At 64.7% G+C, this 18017-nt stretch carries 17 protein-coding genes, 1 tRNA gene and 1 pseudogene; 8 read left to right on the top strand and 11 right to left on the bottom strand.

Annotated elements, in window-relative coordinates:
• Positions 1 to 18: 18 nt before the first annotated feature.
• The gene (locus tag ACXHGZ_RS17915) at positions 19 to 927 is read left to right on the top strand and encodes a LysR substrate-binding domain-containing protein (protein ID WP_480464090.1); all 909 of its coding nucleotides are present in this window, start codon (positions 19 to 21) and stop codon (positions 925 to 927) included.
• A 73-nt stretch (positions 928 to 1000) separates the two neighbouring features.
• Here ACXHGZ_RS17915 and ychF read toward each other — a convergent pair whose 3' ends face one another.
• From ychF to ACXHGZ_RS17875, 8 genes are all read right to left on the bottom strand, one after another.
• Entirely contained in the window at positions 1001 to 2101 is a 1101-nt protein-coding gene (gene ychF / locus ACXHGZ_RS17910) for a redox-regulated ATPase YchF (RefSeq protein ID WP_084858596.1), read from the bottom strand.
• Between the two features lie 22 nt (positions 2102 to 2123).
• Positions 2124 to 2708 (bottom strand): aminoacyl-tRNA hydrolase, encoded by a 585-nt coding sequence (pth, locus tag ACXHGZ_RS17905; RefSeq protein ID WP_084858595.1) that lies wholly within the window; start codon positions 2706 to 2708, stop codon positions 2124 to 2126.
• 79 nt (positions 2709 to 2787) lie between these two features.
• Positions 2788 to 3384 carry a 50S ribosomal protein L25/general stress protein Ctc gene (locus ACXHGZ_RS17900; RefSeq protein ID WP_084858594.1) on the bottom strand — a complete coding sequence of 199 codons (597 nt, stop codon included), beginning with the start codon at positions 3382 to 3384 and terminating at the stop codon, positions 2788 to 2790.
• A gap of 121 nt (positions 3385 to 3505) precedes the next feature.
• Complete coding sequence (locus ACXHGZ_RS17895; protein WP_016391678.1) at positions 3506 to 4447, bottom strand: ribose-phosphate pyrophosphokinase; 942 nt, start codon at positions 4445 to 4447, stop codon at positions 3506 to 3508.
• A 47-nt stretch (positions 4448 to 4494) separates the two neighbouring features.
• Positions 4495 to 4569 (bottom strand) — tRNA-Gln (locus ACXHGZ_RS17890).
• Positions 4570 to 4588: 19 nt separating this feature from the next.
• Entirely contained in the window at positions 4589 to 5449 is an 861-nt protein-coding gene (ispE, locus tag ACXHGZ_RS17885) for a 4-(cytidine 5'-diphospho)-2-C-methyl-D-erythritol kinase (RefSeq protein ID WP_480460766.1), read from the bottom strand.
• 3 nt (positions 5450 to 5452) lie between these two features.
• Positions 5453 to 6070: a lipoprotein insertase outer membrane protein LolB gene (lolB, locus tag ACXHGZ_RS17880; RefSeq protein ID WP_480460765.1), complete on the bottom strand. Its 618-nt coding sequence runs from the start codon at positions 6068 to 6070 to the stop codon at positions 5453 to 5455.
• A gap of 2 nt (positions 6071 to 6072) precedes the next feature.
• A complete protein-coding gene (locus tag ACXHGZ_RS17875) occupies positions 6073 to 7800 on the bottom strand; it encodes a tetratricopeptide repeat protein (RefSeq protein WP_480460763.1) in 1728 nt (575 codons plus the stop codon).
• 239 nt (positions 7801 to 8039) lie between these two features.
• Here ACXHGZ_RS17875 and hemA point away from each other — a divergent pair, with 239 nt between their 5' ends.
• Genes hemA through murI form a run of 5 tightly spaced genes read left to right on the top strand, consistent with a single transcriptional unit; the run spans position 8040 to position 12766 of the window.
• Positions 8040 to 9317, top strand: a complete 1278-nt coding sequence (hemA, locus tag ACXHGZ_RS17870; RefSeq protein ID WP_084858590.1) for a glutamyl-tRNA reductase — start codon at positions 8040 to 8042, stop codon at positions 9315 to 9317.
• Positions 9314 to 10396, top strand: a complete 1083-nt coding sequence (gene prfA, locus ACXHGZ_RS17865; RefSeq protein WP_196143737.1) for a peptide chain release factor 1 — start codon at positions 9314 to 9316, stop codon at positions 10394 to 10396. Before hemA ends, prfA begins: the two co-directional genes overlap by 4 nt.
• Positions 10397 to 11227 (top strand): peptide chain release factor N(5)-glutamine methyltransferase, encoded by an 831-nt coding sequence (gene prmC / locus ACXHGZ_RS17860; protein WP_480460762.1) that lies wholly within the window; start codon positions 10397 to 10399, stop codon positions 11225 to 11227.
• Entirely contained in the window at positions 11221 to 11976 is a 756-nt protein-coding gene (locus ACXHGZ_RS17855) for a molybdopterin-synthase adenylyltransferase MoeB (RefSeq protein WP_084858587.1), read from the top strand. The genes prmC and ACXHGZ_RS17855 overlap by 7 nt, the downstream gene beginning before the upstream one ends.
• Positions 11969 to 12766: a glutamate racemase gene (gene murI / locus ACXHGZ_RS17850; RefSeq protein WP_480460760.1), complete on the top strand. Its 798-nt coding sequence runs from the start codon at positions 11969 to 11971 to the stop codon at positions 12764 to 12766. Before ACXHGZ_RS17855 ends, murI begins: the two co-directional genes overlap by 8 nt.
• A 28-nt stretch (positions 12767 to 12794) precedes the next feature.
• Here murI and phrB read toward each other — a convergent pair whose 3' ends face one another.
• From phrB to ACXHGZ_RS17835, 3 genes and pseudogenes are all read right to left on the bottom strand, one after another.
• Positions 12795 to 14210: a deoxyribodipyrimidine photo-lyase gene (gene phrB, locus ACXHGZ_RS17845; RefSeq protein ID WP_480460759.1), complete on the bottom strand. Its 1416-nt coding sequence runs from the start codon at positions 14208 to 14210 to the stop codon at positions 12795 to 12797.
• A gap of 19 nt (positions 14211 to 14229) precedes the next feature.
• Positions 14230 to 14679 (bottom strand): annotated as a pseudogene (locus ACXHGZ_RS17840) (YbgA family protein); the annotation flags it as partial.
• Positions 14680 to 14888: 209 nt separating this feature from the next.
• Positions 14889 to 15875 carry an NAD(P)/FAD-dependent oxidoreductase gene (locus ACXHGZ_RS17835; RefSeq protein ID WP_324814017.1) on the bottom strand — a complete coding sequence of 329 codons (987 nt, stop codon included), beginning with the start codon at positions 15873 to 15875 and terminating at the stop codon, positions 14889 to 14891.
• Between the two features lie 189 nt (positions 15876 to 16064).
• Between ACXHGZ_RS17835 and ACXHGZ_RS17830 the strand changes: the two genes are divergently transcribed.
• Complete coding sequence (locus tag ACXHGZ_RS17830) at positions 16065 to 16970, top strand: TIGR01777 family oxidoreductase (protein ID WP_480460757.1); 906 nt, start codon at positions 16065 to 16067, stop codon at positions 16968 to 16970.
• A 13-nt stretch (positions 16971 to 16983) separates the two neighbouring features.
• Positions 16984 to 17997 (top strand): ferrochelatase, encoded by a 1014-nt coding sequence (gene hemH / locus ACXHGZ_RS17825; protein WP_480460756.1) that lies wholly within the window; start codon positions 16984 to 16986, stop codon positions 17995 to 17997.
• Positions 17998 to 18017 lie beyond the last annotated feature (20 nt).

Genomic DNA, 18017 nt, shown 5'->3' with positions numbered 1-18017 from the left:
GGGCCGTCGATGAGCATGATGTTTGACCTCAATGACCTGTACCTCTACAGCAAGGTCGTCGAGCATGGTGGTTTCGCCCCGGCGGGCAGGGTGCTGGGCCTGCCCAAGTCACGCCTGAGCCGGCGCGTGGCCAAGCTCGAGGAGCGCCTGGGCGTGCGCCTGATCCAGCGTTCGACCCGGCAGTTCGCTGTCACCGAAGTGGGACTGGAGTACTACCACCACTGCGTGTCGATGATGGACAGGGCATTTGCCGCCGAGGATGCCATCGAGCGCAGCCGCGCCGTGCCCAGCGGCATCGTTCGCCTGGCCTGCAGCACCGCGCTGCTGGACTCGCGCCTGGCGCCGATGCTGGCACGGTTCATGGTCGAGTGCCCGGTGGTGGAGCTGCTGGTCAAGAGCTACAACCGGCGGGTGGACGTGATTGGCGAAGGCTTCGACCTGGTCCTGAGCGTGCGCCATCGTCCCCTGGAGAGCAGTGAGCTGATCATGCGCAGGCTGGCCTTGAGCCGGCAGTGCCTGGTAGTAGCGCCAAGGCTGCTGGCCGGCCTGGACCAGCCCTTGCTGCCCTCGGACCTGTTCGGCTTGCCCAGCCTTGGCTGGGGCGCCAATGTGCAGGAATACACCTGGGACCTGGATGGGCCGGACGGCAGCGTGGCCTCCATTCGCTACCGGCCTCGCCTGGTGTCGGATGACCTGGCCGTCTTGCACCGGGGCGCGTTGGGCGGTGTGGGCGTGGCGCTGTTGCCGGAGGAGCTGGTGCGCGCCGACCTGGCTGCTGGCCGCTTGGTGCACGCGTTGGAAGGCTGGACGCCGAGGCTCGGGGAAATCGTTGCACTGTTTCCTTCTCGCCGGGGCCTGATGCCCGCGGTGCGCAAGCTGATCGACTTTCTGGTCGAGGCGTTCGAGCAGGAGGCGATGAGGCTGTGACGAACCACCCTGCCATAAACGAAAAACCCCTTGAAGCGCCTGTCCTCAAGGGGTTTTTTCTATCGTGTGGTGATCACACGTTGAAGCGGAAGTGCATCACATCGCCATCCTTGACGATGTAGTCCTTGCCTTCCAGGCGCCACTTGCCGGCTTCCTTGGCGCCGCTCTCACCCTTGAACTGGATGAAGTCGTCGTAGGCCACCACTTCGGCGCGGATGAAGCCTTTCTCGAAGTCGGTGTGGATAACGGCAGCGGCCTGCGGGGCGGTGGCGCCGACGCGTACGGTCCAGGCGCGGACTTCCTTCACACCGGCGGTGAAGTAGGTCTGCAGGTTGAGCAGGCTGTAGCCGGCGCGGATCACGCGGTTCAGGCCAGGCTCTTCCAGGCCCAGGGCCTCGAGGAACATGTCCTTCTCTTCACCTTCTTCCAGCTCGGCGATCTCGGCTTCGATCTTGTTGCACACCGGCACCACGACCGCGCCTTCTTCCTCGGCGATGGCCTTGACCACGTCCAGGTGCGGGTTGTTCTCGAAGCCGTCTTCGGCAACGTTGGCGATGTACATCACAGGCTTGCTGGTCAGCAGGTGGAAACCGCGGATGACGGCCTTCTCTTCGACGCTCATGTTCTTCATCAGGCTGCGCGCCGGCTTGCCGTCGGTGAAGTGGGCGATGAGTTGCTCCAGCAGGGCCTTCTGTGCCAGGGCGTCCTTGTCGCCGCCCTTGGCGTTGCGCGCGACCTTCTGCAGTTGCTTCTCGCAGCTGTCGAGGTCGGCGAAGATCAGTTCCAGGTCGATGATCTCGATGTCACGCTTGGGGTCGACGCTGTTGGAGACGTGGATCACATTCTCGTCTTCGAAGCAGCGCACCACGTGGGCGATAGCGTCGGTTTCGCGGATGTTGGCGAGGAACTTGTTGCCCAGGCCTTCACCTTTCGACGCGCCGGCGACCAGGCCGGCGATGTCGACGAATTCCATGGTGGTAGGCAGCACGCGCTCAGGCTTGACGATGGCAGCCAGGGCGTCCAGGCGTGCGTCGGGCATCGGTACGATGCCGCTGTTCGGCTCGATGGTGCAGAAGGGGAAGTTCTCTGCCGCGATGCCGGACTTGGTCAGGGCGTTGAACAGGGTGGACTTGCCGACGTTGGGCAGGCCGACGATGCCGCAATTGAAACCCATGGGTATTCCCCTCTCTAGGAAATCAGGCCTTCTGGCTGTGCAGTTCGCGCATCGCCTTGGCGAAGTCGCCGGCGAGGACGTCCGGCATCACGCCGAGGGCAAAATCGATGCTGGCGTCGAGCTTCTCCTGCTCGGCGCGCGGTGCGCGGCCCAGGACGAAGTTGGAGACCAGTTTGGCGTCGCCCGGGTGGCCGATGCCAAGCCGCAGGCGGTGGAAGTCGTTCTGGTTGCCGAGCTGCGCGATGATGTCGCGCAGGCCGTTGTGCCCACCATGGCCGCCGCCCTTCTTGAGCTTGGCAATGCCAGGAGGCAGGTCGAGTTCGTCATGCGCCACCAGGATCGCTTCCGGCTTGATGCGGAAGAAATTGGCCAGAGCCGCCACGGACTGACCGCTGCGGTTCATGTAGGTGGTGGGGATCAGCAGGCGAACATCGTTGCCCTGATGGCTGAACTTAGCCGTCAGGCCGAAATACTTTTTGTCAGCGGACAGCGAAACGCGCTGGGCACTGGCAAGGCGTTCAACGAAAAGAGCCCCTGCGTTATGCCGGGTCTGTTCGTATTCGGGGCCAGGGTTACCCAGGCCGACGATCAACTGGATGGCGGTCACGTCAGGGGCTCTTCCTTGGAGTTGGTGGGTTACGGTGCGCGCGGCACTGTAACCCGATCAACGCCGGCGCGCGAGTGGATTACTCGGCAGCGCCTTCAGCAGCTTCAGCGGCAACGCGCGGAGCGTGGACGTTGGCAACAGCTTTGTCATCACCGTGGGCCAGAGCGACGAACTCTACGCCTTTCGGAGCTTTCAGGTCCGACAGGTGGATGATGGTGCCGATTTCAGCGTTGGCCAGGTCGACCTCGATGAACTCAGGCAGGTCCTTGGCTTCGCAGGACACTTCGATCTCGGACTCGACGTGGGAGATCTCGCCGCCTTTCTTGACCGGGGCTTCTTCGTTGATGAAGTGAACCGGTACCTTGGCGGTCAGCTTCTGGCCAGCAACGACGCGAACGAAGTCGGCGTGCATGATGAAGCCTTTGGCCGGGTGACGCTGCAGGGCCTTGACCACGACGTTCTGCTTGGCGCCGTCGACATTCAGTTCCAGAACGTGGCTGAAGGCAGCTTCGTTTTCGAACAGCTTGGCGATTTCCTTGGCCACGATGGTCAGGGATTGGGCTTCTTTATCACCACCGTAGACAACGGCAGGGATGCTGGCGGAATGACGCAGGCGGCGGCTCGCACCTTTCCCCAGGTCAGTACGCGCTTGGGCGTTCAGGGTGAAGTTAGTCATTTTGTTTCTCCAAAATAGCCTCCCGAGGGCGTTTGCGACCAGCGCCAACGGGGATGGCAAAAAAGCCCCGCCCCGACAACCAGTGTCGGGGCGGGGCGCTTCTCGTCAGCGAGTGTTCCGCTTAGCGGAACATCGCGCTGATCGATTCTTCGTTGCTGATGCGGCGGACCGCCTCAGCGACAACCGGTGCGATATCCAGCTGGCGGATACGGTCACAGGCTTGAGCAGCGGCGGACAGCGGGACGGTGTTGGTCACCACCAGCTCGTCCAGTACCGACTTCTCGATGTTCTCGATCGCACGGCCCGACAGGACAGGGTGCGTGCAGTAGGCGTAAACCTTGGCAGCGCCATGTTCTTTCAGGGCCTTGGCCGCGTGGCACAGAGTGCCGGCGGTATCGACCATATCGTCTACCAGGATGCAGGTGCGCCCCTCGACGTCGCCGATGATGTGCATGACCTCGGAGTGGTTGGCCTTTTCGCGGCGTTTGTCGATGATCCCGAGGTCGACGCCCAGGGACTTGGCCACGGCACGCGCACGTACCACGCCACCGATGTCCGGGGAGACGATCATCAGGTTCTCGAAACGCTGGTCTTCGATGTCGTCGACCAGTACGGGCGAGCCGTAGATGTTGTCGACGGGGATATCGAAGAAGCCCTGGATCTGGTCAGCGTGCAGGTCGACAGTAAGTACACGGTCGATACCCACGACAGTGAGCATGTCAGCGACGACTTTGGCGCTGATGGCTACACGTGCCGAACGCGGACGGCGGTCCTGGCGGGCGTATCCGAAGTAGGGAATCACGGCGGTGATTCGAGACGCTGAGGAGCGGCGGAAGGCGTCGGCCATCACCACCAGTTCCATCAGATTGTCATTGGTAGGAGCACAGGTTGGCTGGATGATGAAGACGTCCTTACCACGAACATTTTCATTGATCTCAGCACTGATTTCGCCGTCGGAGAATTTACCGACAGAAACATCACCCAGTGGAATATGCAGCTGACGTACGACACGCCGAGCCAGATCGGGGTTGGCATTCCCCGTGAAGACCATCATCTTGGACACGCGCAGTACCTGAAGGCTGAGGGTAACCTGGATGAGTATAAGGAAAATGGCAGGGGCGGCTGGATTCGAACCAACGCATGGCAGGATCAAAACCTGCTGCCTTACCGCTTGGCGACGCCCCTGTATCTGTTGCTGCGAGCGCTAGGCACTCGACTTCTTGATCAGACTTTGCAGCTTGCGATGCAACATCGAAACATTGCTTCCCTTTGCCACAAACCCTGTTTGGGTCTCTGAAAGAAGGGCCAGAACTTTATCAGCTTCGGCTTTGCTTGGGAAGGCCCCAAACACACAACTTCCAGTGCCGGTCATTCGAGCTTCCGTATATTTACCCAGTGAATTCAATGCATTGCGAACTTCTGGATAACGTTGCTCAACTACCGGTTGGCAGTCATTTCGACTGTTTCCCTCGGGAACGGGGCGCATCTTAAGGGGGAGGGAATCACGTGTCAACTCTGGATGCGAAAAAATTTCCGCTGTGCTGACAGACACTTGCGGCACCAACACGACGTACCAGGGCTCTTGCGGGTCGACCGGGGTCAGTTGCTCGCCCACGCCTTGGGCGAAGGCGGCATGGCCACGCACGAACACCGGCACATCGGCGCCGAGGGCAAGGCCCAGGGCGGCCAGGCGGTCTTCGTCCCAGTCCAGCTGCCACAGGTGCGCCAGCGCCAGCAGGGTGGTGGCGGCATCGGAGCTGCCGCCACCGATGCCGCCGCCCATGGGCAGGACCTTGTCGAGCCAGATGTCGGCGCCCAGCGAGGTGCCGGATTGCGCCTTGAGCATGCGGGCTGCGCGCACGATCAGGTTGTTGTCATGGGGGACTGCTTCGATCTCGGTGTGCAGGTGGATCTGGCCATCATCACGCAGGGCGAAGCTGAGCTCATCGCCGTGGTCGAGGAACTGGAACACGGTTTCCAGCTCGTGGTAGCCGTCCGGGCGTCGGCCGGTGATGTGCAGCCACAGGTTGAGCTTGGCCGGGGCGGGCAGGGTGAGCATGGCCATGGATCAATGCCCCAGCTGGCGGGGTTGCCAGTCCTTGACCACCAGGGTGACGTCCAGGTCCTGGCCATGCAGCTTCAGGCGCTCGGGCAGCCAATAGCCGTTCTGCTGGGTGTAGCTCAGGTACTGCACCTGCCAGCCGTCCTGGCTCAGGCTGGCCAGGCGGCTGTCGCCGTCCAGGGTCAATTGGCTCTTGCTGTCGGGCGCGGGCAGGCCGCGGACCCACCACACCAGGTGCGACACCGGTAGCTGCCAGCCCAGCTGCTCTTCGAGCAGGGCTTCGGGGCTTGGCGCTTCGTAGCGGCCCTGGTTGGCCACTTCCAGCACCACGCCGCCGGGGCGCCCGGTCAGGCGGGCGGCGCCACGGCCCAGGGGGCCGGCCAGGCGAATGTCGTAGTAGTCCTGGCGTTGCAGCCAGAACAGGGTGCCGCTGCCGGAGTCACGCGGTGCGCGGATACCGACCTTGCCGTTGATCTGCCAGCCGTCGAGGGTGCTCAACTGCGCTTTGTGGGCACGCCACTGCTGCGGGTCGCCTTGGCCTTGCAGGGCTTCGCGGCTTGTGAAGCCGGCGCAGCCGGCGAGCAGGGCGATCAGGGTGAAGGTGATGCAATGACGCAGGAACATGTCTACAGGGTCTCTGATCCGGTCAGGCGCAGGAGGGTCTTGCGCAGGATGGGGCTGTCGGGCTGGCCTTCGAAGGCTTTGGCCCAGACCTGTCGGGCTTCACGGCGCTTGCCGTTGGCCCAGAGGACTTCGCCCAGGTGGGCGGCCACTTCATGGTCGGGGAAGCGTTCCAGGGCCTGGCGCAGCAGGCGTTCGGCTTCGTCGAGGTTGCCCAGGCGGTAGTTCACCCAGCCCAGGCTGTCGAGCACTGCCGGGTCATCCGGGGTGAGCTGGTGGGCTTTTTCGATCAGCGCCTTGGCTTCGGTGTAGCGGGTGGTACGGTCGGCCAGGGTATAGCCGAGGGCGTTCAGGGCCATGGCGTTTTCCGGCTCGCGCTCGATGATGGCGCGCAGATCCTTTTCCATCTGCGGCAGGTCGTCGCGTTTTTCGGCCAGCATGGCGCGGGTGTAGAGCAGGTTGAGGTCGTCCGGGTAGCGCTTGATGGCCTGGGCCAGGACTTGCTCGGCCTGGGCGTCCTTGCTGTTGTTGCCGTAGCTCTCGGCTTCGATCAGGTACAGCTGGATGGCGTAGTCGGGCTGGGCTTCGCGAGCCTCGGCGAGCAGGCGCGAGGCCTCGGTGGCACGGCCGTTGGCGATGAGGATATCGGCCTGGCGCAGCTGTGCCGGCAGGTAGTCGGGGCCCGGGCCGACCAGGGCGTACTCACGCAGTGCCGCCTCGGGGTCGCCGCGCTCTTCGCGGATGCGGCCCAGGTTCAGGTGCGCGGCGTCGACATTGCTGTCGCGCTCGACCAGCTCCTGCAGGTAGCCTTCAGCTTCGTCCCAGCTTTTGTTCTCCATGCTCACCAGGGCGAGCGAATAGCGTAGCTCGTCATCCTCGGGGTACTGCTGCAGCAGGCTTTCGAATTCGGCCTTGGCATCGGCCATGCGGTCCTGTTCGACCAGGGTACGGGCGTAGGTCAGGCGCAGGCGCTTGTCGTCGGGGTTGTCGCGTATGGCCCCGCGCAGCAGCGGCAGGGCTTCCGAGCCGCGGTCAAGCGCCTGCAGCAGGCGTGCGCGCAGCAGCACCGGGGCCACTTCGCCATTTTGTGGCGGGTGCGCCTCGAGCAGGTCGAGGGCTTGCTGGGTCTTGCCGTCCTGGTTGAGCAGCAGGGCCTTGCCGAATACCAGCTGGCCGTTGTCCGGGTGTTTGACCAGCAGACGGTCGAAGCTTTGCAGCAAGCCATCGCGGGTGTTCTGGTCGGTTTCGGCGGCCGACAGGGCAAGGAAGTCGAAATGGGTGTCGCCTTTGCCCTGGAGGACTTTCTCCATGTAGGTCATGGATTCGTCGTAGCGCCCGGCGCGGGCCAGCTGGATGGCGGCGGCGCGTTGCGCGTCGAGGTTCTGTTTGTCGTTACGGGCCCAGATCAGGGCGGTGTCCAGGGACGGCTCGTCGGCGCCCAAGTACTCGGCGATGCGGTAGGCGCGCTCGGAGACCGCCGGGTCCTGGGTCTTCTCGGCCTGGTCGACATAGTTGGCCAGGGCGATGTCGAAGCGGTTGCGTTGGCCGGCAAGTTCGGCCACCAGCAGGCTGTACAGGGTTTCCTGCTTGAACGATCCATACACCACGGGCTTTTGTGGTTCGCCCTTGCCGGCCTCGGCCACGGGCGGCTCGGCCTCGTTGTTCTGCGGGGCCAGGCTTTGGCAACCCTGGAGCAGGGCAAGGGCAAGCAGCAATGCGTAGGACTTGTTCATAAAGGAGGCTTTGGATACCGGCGGTCGGAGCATGATGACACAAGCGCGAGGGCAAACCCACCAGTGCGGTGTCTGGTTAACTGCGACCTTTTGGGGGGAGTAGGGTTCCACGATACCTGGCCTCAGGCACGCAGCCCCAGGCATACACCCTTGCTATCGCGACAATAGCGAACGGTGGTTGTTCTGGAACCTGCGAAGTAGGACAATTATCGGCTTCTCGTCACAACCAGCGACCTTGCATGGCCTTTCTTGCACTTGGTATCAACCATAAGACTGCCTCGGTAGACGTACGCGAGCGCGTGGCGTTTACGCCAGAGCAGCTGGTCGATGCCCTGCAGCAGCTCTGCCGACTGACCGCCAGCCGCGAGGCCGCGATCCTGTCGACCTGCAACCGCAGTGAACTCTATATAGAGCAGGACCACCTGGCCGCCGATGCGGTGCTGCAATGGCTGGCCGAGTACCACCAGCTGAGCCTCGACGAGCTGCGCGCCAGCGCCTACATCCACGAGGAGCACGACGCCGTCAAGCACATGATGCGCGTGGCCTCCGGCCTGGATTCCCTGGTGCTCGGCGAGCCGCAGATCCTCGGCCAGATGAAGTCCGCCTACGCTGTCGCCCGCGAAGCCGGTACCATCGGCCCGCTGCTCGGGCGCCTGTTCCAAGCCACCTTCAGCGCCGCCAAGCAAGTGCGCACCGACACCGCCATCGGCGAAAACCCGGTTTCGGTGGCCTTCGCCGCTGTCAGCCTGGCCAAGCAGATCTTCAGCGACCTGGGGCGCAGCCAGGCACTGCTGATCGGAGCTGGCGAGACCATCACCTTGGTTGCCCGCCACCTGCACGAGCAGGGCGTGCGCCGGATCGTCGTGGCCAACCGCACCCTCGAACGGGCCAGCACCCTGGCCGAGCAGTTCGGTGCCCATGCGGTGCTGCTGTCCGATATCCCCCAGGAGCTTGCCAACAGCGATATCGTCATCAGTTCCACGGCCAGCCAATTGCCGATCCTGGGTAAAGGTGCAGTGGAAAGCGCCCTGAAGCAGCGCCGGCACAAGCCGATCTTCATGGTCGACATCGCCGTACCGCGGGATATCGAGCCGCAGGTCGGCGAGCTGGACGACGTCTACCTCTATACCGTCGACGACTTGCATGAAGTGGTCGCGGAAAACCTCAAGAGCCGCCAGGGCGCTGCCCAGGCAGCGGAGGAGCTGGTGTCGGTGGGCGCCGAGGACTTCATGGCGCGCCTGCGCGAGCTGGCTGCGGTGGATGTGCTCAAGGCCTACCGCCAGCAGAGCGAACGCCTGCGCGACGAAGAACTGCAAAAGGCCCAGCGCCTGCTCGCCAATGGCGGCAACCCCGAAGACGTGCTGGCCCAGCTGGCGCGGGGGCTGACCAACAAACTCCTGCATGCACCCAGCGTGCAACTGAAAAAGCTCTCCGCCGAAGGCCGCCTCGATGCGCTGGCCATGGCCCAGGAACTCTTTGCCCTCAACGAGGGCTCGACGGACAAGACCCCGCAATGAAAGCGTCGCTGCTCAATAAACTGGATACCCTCCAGGACCGCTTCGAGGAACTCACCGCCCTGCTGGGCGATGCCGAAGTCATCACCGACCAAACACGTTTTCGCGCCTATTCGCGCGAGTACGCCGAAGTCGAGCCGGTGATCGACGCCTATAAGGAGTGGCGCAAGGTCCAGGACGACCTGGAAGGCGCCCAGGCGTTGCTCAAGGACAGCGACCCGGACCTGCGCGAGATGGCCGTCGAGGAGGTGCGCGAGGCCAAGGAACAGTTGGTCGGCCTGGAGTCGCAGCTGCAGCGCATGCTGCTGCCCAAGGACCCCAACGACGGTCGCAACGTGTTCCTGGAAATCCGTGCCGGCACCGGCGGTGACGAGGCGGCGATTTTCTCCGGCGACCTGTTCCGCATGTATTCGCGCTATGCCGAGAAGCGTGGCTGGCGCCTGGAAATTCTCTCCGAGAACGAAGGCGAGCACGGCGGCTACAAGGAAATTATCGCCCGGGTCGAGGGCGAGAGCGTGTATGGCAAGCTCAAGTTCGAGTCTGGCGCGCACCGCGTGCAGCGGGTGCCGGAGACCGAATCCCAAGGCCGTATCCACACCTCCGCTTGCACCGTGGCCGTGCTGCCCGAGCCGGATGAGCAGGTCGCCATCGAGATCAACCCGGCCGACCTGCGGGTCGACACCTACCGTGCCTCCGGCGCCGGTGGCCAGCACGTCAACAAGACCGACTCGGCGATCCGCATCACCCACTTGCCCACCGGGATCGTGGTCGAGTGCCAGGAGGAACGTTCCCAGCATAAAAACCGCGCCCGGGCCATGTCGTGGTTGTCGGCCAAGCTCAACGACATGCAGACCAGCGCCGCACAGAACGCCATCGCCAGCGAGCGCAAGCTGCTGGTGGGCTCGGGCGATCGCTCCGAGCGCATCCGCACCTACAATTATCCACAGGGCCGGGTGACCGATCACCGCATCAACCTGACCCTGTATTCGCTCGACGATATCCTGGCCGGCGGTGTCGATGCCGTGATCGAGCCTCTGCTGGCCGAGTACCAGGCCGACCAGCTGGCCGCCCTGGGGGATTGAATGACCATCATCGCCAGCCTGCTGCGCAACGCGCAGCTGCCGGATTCCCCGACCGCGCGCCTGGATGCCGAGCTGTTGCTCGCCGCAGCCCTGGGCAAGTCGCGCAGCTACCTGCACACCTGGCCGGAGCGCATCGTCGGCAGCGAAGCAGCCGAGACGTTCGCCGGCTACCTGGCCCGCCGCCGAGCCGGTGAGCCGGTGGCCTATATCCTCGGCCAGCAAGGGTTCTGGAAGCTGGACCTGGAAGTGGCGCCGCACACGTTGATTCCACGCCCGGAAACCGAGCTGCTGGTGGAAGCCGCCCTGGCCCGGGTGCCGCCCCGCCCTGCGCGCGTGCTCGACCTGGGGACCGGCACCGGCGCCATTGCCCTGGCCCTGGCAAGCGAATGCCCGGCCTGGCAGGTGACGGCACTGGACCGCGTCCCGGAGGCCGTGGCCCTGGCCGAGCGCAACCGTGAGCGCCTTGGCCTGGGTAATGCCCAGGTGCGCCTGAGCGACTGGTACGGCGCCGTGGCCGGCGAGCGCTTCGACCTGATCGTCAGCAACCCGCCCTATATCGCGGCCAATGACCCGCACCTGGTGGCCGGCGATGTGCGTTTCGAGCCCAGCAGTGCATTGGTGGCCGGCACCGATGGCCTGGACGACCTGCGCGTGATCATCGCCCAGGCGCCCGAGCACCTGCTGCCCGGTGGCTGGCTGCTGCTCGAACACGGCTACGATCAGGCCGTGGCGGTGCGCGAACTGCTGGCCAGCCATGGCTTCGTCGAGGTGGCCAGCCAGCGCGACCTAGCCGACCACGAACGTATTTCCATGGGGCGACTGCCATGCTGAGTGATCAGGAACTGTTGCGCTACAGCCGGCAGATCCTGCTGGCCCAAGTGGATATCGACGGCCAGTTGCGGCTCAAACGCAGCAAGGCGCTGGTGGTCGGCCTGGGTGGGCTCGGCTCGCCGGTGGCCTTGTACCTTGCCGCTGCCGGGGTGGGCGAACTGCACCTGGCCGACTTCGATACCGTCGACCTGACCAACCTGCAGCGCCAGGTTATCCATGACAGCGACAGCGTGGGCATGAGCAAGGTCGACTCGGCGCTCAAGCGCCTGCAGGCGATCAACCCCGAGATCAGCCTGGTCGCCCATCGCCAGGCGCTGGACGAAGACTCCCTCGCCGCGGCCGTGGCGGCGGTCGATGTGGTGCTGGACTGCTCCGACAACTTCTCCACCCGCGAGGCGGTCAACGCCGCGTGTGTCGCGGCCGGCAAGCCGTTGGTCAGTGGTGCGGCGATTCGCCTGGAGGGGCAGTTGTCGGTGTTCGACCCACGTCGTGACTACAGCCCTTGCTACCACTGCCTCTATGGCCATGGCAGCGACGCCGAGCTGACCTGCAGCGAAGCCGGCGTGCTCGGGCCGTTGGTTGGCCTGGTCGGCAGCCTCCAGGCCCTGGAGGCGATGAAGCTGCTGGCCGGTTTCGGTGACCCGCTGATCGGCCGCCTGCTGCTGATCGATGCCCTCGGCACGCGCATGCGCGAACTGCGCGTCAAGCGCGACCCGGCGTGCCCTGTGTGTGGCAGCCGGCATGGCTGAGCGTTCGGCGCCGGTCGGCGTGATGGACTCGGGGGTCGGCGGCCTGTCGGTGCTTGCCGAGATCCAGCGCCTGCTGCCCAGCGAGTCGCTGCTGTATGTCGCCGACAGCGGCCATGTGCCCTACGGCGAGAAGTCCCCGGACTACATCCGCCAACGCCTGCGCCACATCGCCGGGTTCTTCCGCGAGCAGGGCGCCAAGGCCATGGTGCTGGCCTGCAACACCGCTACGGTGGCCGCGGTCGCCGACCTGCGCGAGCTGTATCCGGACTGGCCCCTGGTGGGTATGGAGCCTGCGGTCAAGCCGGCGGCGTCGGCCACCCGCTCGGGCGTGGTCGGTGTCCTGGCCACCACCGGCACCTTGCAGAGCGCCAAGTTCGCAGCTTTGCTCGATCGTTTCGCCAATGACGTACAGGTGGTGACCCAGCCGTGCCCTGGGCTGGTCGAACGCATCGAGGCCGGGGACCTCGACAGCCCCGAGCTGCGCCAACTGCTTTGGGGCTATGTGCAGCCTTTGCTGGCGGCCGGGTGCGATACCGTCATCCTCGGCTGTACCCATTATCCCTTCCTGCGCCCGCTGCTGGCGCAGATGGTGCCTTCGGACGTGGCGATCATCGATACCGGCGCCGCCGTTGCGCGACAGTTGCAGCGCTTGCTGGCTGCGCGGGGCCTGCTGGCCGCTGGGCCGGCGCGCAGTACCGCATTCTGGACCAGCGCGCAGCCGCAGTCGTTGGGCACGGTGCTGCCGCTGCTCTGGGGTAGCGCCGACCCGGTTCAGCCTTTCCCGCTGTAGCCTTCCGCTCCCAATAGGGCAGACGCCTTCATCTGCACACGCCCTGAAACGCCGCCAGGGCCCGCGCCCGGCTGCTGGCCAGATCGACGATCGGCCGAGGGTAGGGCGCCGCGAACAAGTCGCCGCTGCCCCCGGGTTCATGAACAGTCTTGTCATCGAGCCCCTGCAGCTCCGGCAGCCAATGGCGGATGAACTGCCCCTGTGGATCGAAGCGACGCGACTGGCTGATCGGGTTGAAGATCCGGAAATACGGCACCGCATCGGTCCCGGTGGAGGCGCTCCACTGCCAGCCGCCATTGTTGGCGGCCAGGTCGCCGTCGATCAGATGACGCATGAAATGGCGTTCGCCCAGTCGCCAGTCGATCAGCAGGTTCTTGCTCAGGAACATGGCGACCACCATGCGCAGGCGGTTGTGCATCCAGCCGGTATGGCGCAGCTGGCGCATGGCCGCATCGATCAGCGGAAAGCCGGTGCGCCCTGCCTTCCAGGCTTCCAGGTCCTCGGGGGCGTCGCGCCAGGGCAAGGCTTCAGTATGGGCGCGGAAGGCCCGATGCCGGGCGACCTGTGGATAACCCACCAGGATGTGCTTGTAGAACTCCCGCCAGAGCAGTTCGTTGATCCAGGTTCGTACGCCGGCGTTGCCGCTGTCCAGCTCGCCTTGATTGCCGAGCAGGGCTGCATGCAGGCATTGGCGTGGCGAGATTACGCCAGCGGCCAGGTAAGGCGACAGCTGGCTGGTACCGGTCCTGGCGGGCAGGTCGCGCAGACGAGGATAGTCCTCGACGATTTCATCGATGAAACGGGTGAGGCGGCGCTGCGCTTCGTTTTCACCCGCTGGCCAATGCTCGCGCAGGCTTCGCGACGGTGCGGCAAAGCCGGAGAAGGCCTGGGGAATCGGATCGCTGGCGATGCCCGTCGGTGCCTGGCTCGTCACCCTCGGGGCCAGGGGCGGCAGGCTCAGGCGCAGCTGTTCCAGGCACGCCTTTCGAAACTGGCCGAACACCTGGAAGTAATGACCGCTGCGGGTAAGCACCGAGCCCGGGCGCAGCAGCAGTTGGTCCAGGTGGCCCTGGGCTGCGATGCCGGCCTCGTGCAGCAACGCCTGGGTACGTGCGTCGCGCTGCTGTTCGTTGACGCCGTATTCCTCGTTCCAGTGCACGCCTTGCACCCTGTATTGCCGGCATACCTCCAGCACCGCCTGGGGCGCTTGCTGCCAGGTGTCGACCTGGCGAACCAGCAACGGTATCTCCAGGCGCTCCAGCGACTGGCGCAGGGCCTGCAGGTTACGCAGCCAGAAATCGACCTTGCAGGCGGCATCGTCATGAGCCTGCCATTGGCCGGGGCTGGCCAGCCACAGGGCGAGGGTCGGCCCGCGCGCGCAGGCGGCGCTCAAGGCGTGGTTGTCATCGACGCGCAGGTCGGTACGCAGCCAGATCAATTGCATGGTGAAGCGCCTCGTCCGGTTATGCAGCATCGGGTGAATGGAGGGCCGGTTGCAGGTAGACCTGCTGCAGCAGGTAGGGGTCAGGGTGCCCGTGCAGGTGGTGCCTGAGCAGGGCCAGGGGAGCCGTCAGCGGCACGCTGCCTTGCTGGTAGTGGCTGATGGTGTCCTGCAACTGTCTGCGCTCATGCTGCGCCAGCACGGGGCGCAGGTAACCGCTCAGATGCTGCAATACATTAGTGTGGGTACCCCGGCTGGGCGTGTGCTGCAGGGCCTGCAGCAACAGGTTGAAGTAATTCGCGCCGAGCTGCTGCGGATCGTCATCGCCGGACATGCTGCCCAGCAGGCGCCCCAGTTCCCGGTAGGCCTGGGGGCTGCAGGCCATTACCAAGTACTTGTAGCGCGAATGGAAGCGCACCAGCGCGCCACGGCTCAGGCCTTCGGCAAGCAAGTGCTGCCATTGCGCGCGCGCCTGGGTTTGAAAGGGGGTGGTGGTCAGGCTGTCGGCATCCTTCATCGCTGCGTCCATAAAACTTGTACATCTATATATTTTTGTACAAGTCGATTTCAACACAGCGCCGAGGTTATGCAAGCGATTTTTAAACAGGGCGTACCGTGAAGGGCGTTCGAGCTCTAGCACCGCTGGTGCGATGCTTGGCTCAAGCCTTTACAGAGGCAGGTTCACTCCAGGTGTTCCAACAGCCGCCTGGCAGCTTCCTGGCCACTGAGCCAGGCGCCTTCGACGCGGCCGGACAAGCACCAGTCGCCACAGGCATACAGGCCCAGGTCGGCATCGGCCAGGGCGCCCCATTCGTGGTTGCCGGCCGGGCGGGCATAGAGCCAGCGGTGCGCCAGGGCAAAGGTAGGCGCCGGTACCACGCAGCCCACCAGCTCGGCGAACTCGCCCCACAACTGTTCGATCACGTCTTCCTTGGGCAGGTCGATATGCTGTTTGCTCCAGCTGGAGGTGGCGTGCAGCACCCAGGTGTCCAGGTGCTCGTCGCGCCCGGGCTTGCTGCGGTTGCGAGCCAGCCAGTCGAGGGGGTTGTCCTGCACGAAGCAGCCTTGCATGGGGGTATCGAGGGCGGACTGGAACGCCAGGGCAACGGCCCAGGTCGGTTCCATCTGCACGCCCGCGGCCACGGCGGCGAGTTTCGGCGTTGCAGCCAGCAGGGGCGTGGCCTGCGGTGCGGGCACGGCGATCACTACGCGGCTGAACGGGCCGTGGCTGCAGCCTTCGGTGTCCTGCAGGTGCCAGTACTGCTTGCCGCGGAACACTTCGGCGATGCGGCAGCCAAAATTCACCGTCACATCCTTGAGCAATCCACGGGTGATGGCGCTCATGCGCGGCACGCCCACCCAGCGTATCTGTTCATCGGGGGAGGGCGTCAGCTCGCCGTCGCGGTAGTTGTACAGCTGCGGTTTCCATTGTTCGGCCCAGCCTGCGGTGACCCAGTGCTGCACCTGCTCGACGAAGCGCCGGTCGCGAGCGGTGAAATACTGGGCACCGAGGTCCAGCGCACCGGCCTCGCTGCGCTTGCTGGCCATGCGGCCGCCGCTGCCATGACCTTTGTCGAACAGGTGGACGGTTTGCCCGGCTTTTTGCAGGGCCTGTGCGGCGGACAGGCCGGCGATTCCGGCACCGATGATGGCAATAGGTACTGTCATGATGGCCTCTTCGAAACCTTGCTGTTAGCAGACTACGCGGTCAGGCAAACCTGTACAATGCAGTATTTCTGTATAAGGTTATTCCGCTCGATAGGGCAGGTTGGCCTATGTTTATCCGAGAGCATCCGGTCTAAAAAGTGCCTGTGTTCTTAAAAATAGACCACGGGCGCAGCTTGCGAGGACACAGCCATGCATATATTGCTGACCGGCGGTACAGGTTTGATCGGCCGTCACCTCTGCCAGTACTGGCGCGACCAGGGGCATCGCCTGACGGTCTGGAGCAGGCGCCCCCAACAGGTACCAGGTATCTGCGGTACGGGGGTGCGCGGCATCGCGCGCCTGGACGAATTGACCGCAGACGACACGGTGGATGCAGTGATCAACCTGGCGGGCGCGCCCATCGCCGATCGCCCCTGGACGGCTGCGCGGCGGACGTTGCTGTGGGCCAGCCGCATCACCCTCACCGAGCAGTTGCTGGCTTGGCTGGAAAGCCGCGAGCAGCGCCCCGAGGTGCTGGTGTCGGGCTCGGCGGTGGGCTGGTATGGCGACGGTGGCGAACGCGAACTGACCGAGGCGTCGCCGCCGGTGAAGGAAGACTTCGCCAGCCAGTTGTGCATCGCCTGGGAAGAAACCGCCCAGCGTGCGCAACGGCTGGGTATCCGCGTGGTGCTGGTGCGCACTGGCCTGGTACTGGCCAGCGATGGCGGCTTTTTGTCGCGTCTGCGCATGCCCTTCAAGCTGGGGCTCGGCGGGCCCTTGGGCGATGGTCGACAGTGGATGCCCTGGGTTCATATAGAAGACCAGATCGCCTTGATTGATTTTCTCTTGCAGCACAAGGACTGCAGCGGTCCTTATAATGCCTGCGCGCCGGAGCCGGTGCGCAACCGCGAATTCGCCAAGCGCCTGGGGCGCACGCTGCATCGGCCCGCTGTGCTGCCGGTGCCGGCGTTGCTGCTCAAGGCTGGGTTGGGCGAGCTGTCGACGTTGTTGCTCGGTGGCCAGCGCGCTCGCCCGGTTCGCCTGCTGGCGGCAGGTTTCACGTTCCGCTTCAACGATCTGCAATCGGCCCTGGACAACCTGTCCAGCCGCCTCTGACATAGGACGCTGCATGACCGATCACGCCCTGCTGCTGGTCAACCTGGGTTCGCCGGCCTCCACCTCGGTGGCCGACGTGCGCCGTTACCTCAACCAGTTCCTCATGGACCCCTACGTGATCGACCTGCCTTGGCCCGTGCGGCGCCTGCTGGTGTCGCTGATCCTGATCAAGCGCCCGGAACAGTCGGCTCACGCCTACGCCTCGATCTGGTGGGACGAGGGCTCGCCCCTGGTGGTGCTGACCCGCCGCCTGCAGGCGGCCATGGCCGAGCATTGGCCCCATGGCCCAGTGGACATCGCCATGCGCTACGGCGAGCCAGCCTTGCCCGAGGTGCTGGAGCGCCTGGCGGCCCAAGGCGTGCGCAAGGTCACCCTGGCGCCGCTTTATCCACAGTTCGCCGACAGCACCGTGACCACGGTGGTGGAGCTGGCGAAGCAGACCCTCACTGAGCGCCAATTACCGTTGCAGATGCGCGTGCTGCAGCCGTTCTATGAACACCCCGACTACATCGAGGCGCTGGCCGCCAGCGCCAGGCCGTACCTGGAGCAGGACTACGACCACCTGCTGCTGAGCTTCCATGGCCTGCCCGAACGCCACCTGAAGAAGCTCGACCCGACCGGCCAGCATGACTTCCAGGCCGCCGACTGCTGCAAGGAGGCCAGTGCACAGATGCGGGCGGTCTGCTATCGCGGCCAATGCCTGGCCACCGCGCGGGCCTTTGCGCAGAAAATGGGTATCCCGGACGGCAAGTGGTCGGTGTCGTTCCAGTCGCGCTTGGGGCGTGCCAAATGGATCGAGCCCTACACCGAGACGCGCTTGGACGAGCTGGGCAAGGCGGGGGTGAGGAGGCTGCTGGTGATGTGCCCGGCGTTCGTTGCCGATTGCATCGAGACGCTGGAAGAGATCGGCATGCGCGGCAGCGAGCAGTTTATCGAGGCCGGTGGCAAGGAGTTGGTGTTGGTGCCTTGCTTGAATGATCACCCAGAGTGGGTGAGGGTACTGGCGGGGATGTGCGAGAAGGCCTAAATGACTGGGGCCGCGTTGCG

The sequence above is a fragment of the Pseudomonas shiyinii genome (genome assembly GCF_056725765.1).
This window is presented reverse-complemented; position numbering and strand designations above follow the sequence as displayed.

What these genes read in the sequence shown, in the direction of transcription:
- ACXHGZ_RS17915 (WP_480464090.1), top strand. Translation starts at nt 19, where the DNA reads ATGTTTGACCTCAATGACCTGTACCTCTACAGCAAGGTCGTCGAGCAT.
- ychF (WP_084858596.1), bottom strand. Translation starts at nt 2,101, where the DNA reads ATGGGTTTCAATTGCGGCATCGTCGGCCTGCCCAACGTCGGCAAGTCC.
- ACXHGZ_RS17900 (WP_084858594.1), bottom strand. Translation starts at nt 3,384, where the DNA reads ATGACTAACTTCACCCTGAACGCCCAAGCGCGTACTGACCTGGGGAAA.
- ispE (WP_480460766.1), bottom strand. Translation starts at nt 5,449, where the DNA reads ATGGCCATGCTCACCCTGCCCGCCCCGGCCAAGCTCAACCTGTGGCTG.
- lolB (WP_480460765.1), bottom strand. Translation starts at nt 6,070, where the DNA reads ATGTTCCTGCGTCATTGCATCACCTTCACCCTGATCGCCCTGCTCGCC.
- ACXHGZ_RS17875 (WP_480460763.1), bottom strand. Translation starts at nt 7,800, where the DNA reads ATGAACAAGTCCTACGCATTGCTGCTTGCCCTTGCCCTGCTCCAGGGT.
- hemA (WP_084858590.1), top strand. Translation starts at nt 8,040, where the DNA reads ATGGCCTTTCTTGCACTTGGTATCAACCATAAGACTGCCTCGGTAGAC.
- prfA (WP_196143737.1), top strand. Translation starts at nt 9,314, where the DNA reads ATGAAAGCGTCGCTGCTCAATAAACTGGATACCCTCCAGGACCGCTTC.
- prmC (WP_480460762.1), top strand. Translation starts at nt 10,397, where the DNA reads ATGACCATCATCGCCAGCCTGCTGCGCAACGCGCAGCTGCCGGATTCC.
- ACXHGZ_RS17855 (WP_084858587.1), top strand. Translation starts at nt 11,221, where the DNA reads ATGCTGAGTGATCAGGAACTGTTGCGCTACAGCCGGCAGATCCTGCTG.
- murI (WP_480460760.1), top strand. Translation starts at nt 11,969, where the DNA reads ATGGCTGAGCGTTCGGCGCCGGTCGGCGTGATGGACTCGGGGGTCGGC.
- phrB (WP_480460759.1), bottom strand. Translation starts at nt 14,210, where the DNA reads ATGCAATTGATCTGGCTGCGTACCGACCTGCGCGTCGATGACAACCAC.
- ACXHGZ_RS17835 (WP_324814017.1), bottom strand. Translation starts at nt 15,875, where the DNA reads ATGACAGTACCTATTGCCATCATCGGTGCCGGAATCGCCGGCCTGTCC.
- ACXHGZ_RS17830 (WP_480460757.1), top strand. Translation starts at nt 16,065, where the DNA reads ATGCATATATTGCTGACCGGCGGTACAGGTTTGATCGGCCGTCACCTC.
- hemH (WP_480460756.1), top strand. Translation starts at nt 16,984, where the DNA reads ATGACCGATCACGCCCTGCTGCTGGTCAACCTGGGTTCGCCGGCCTCC.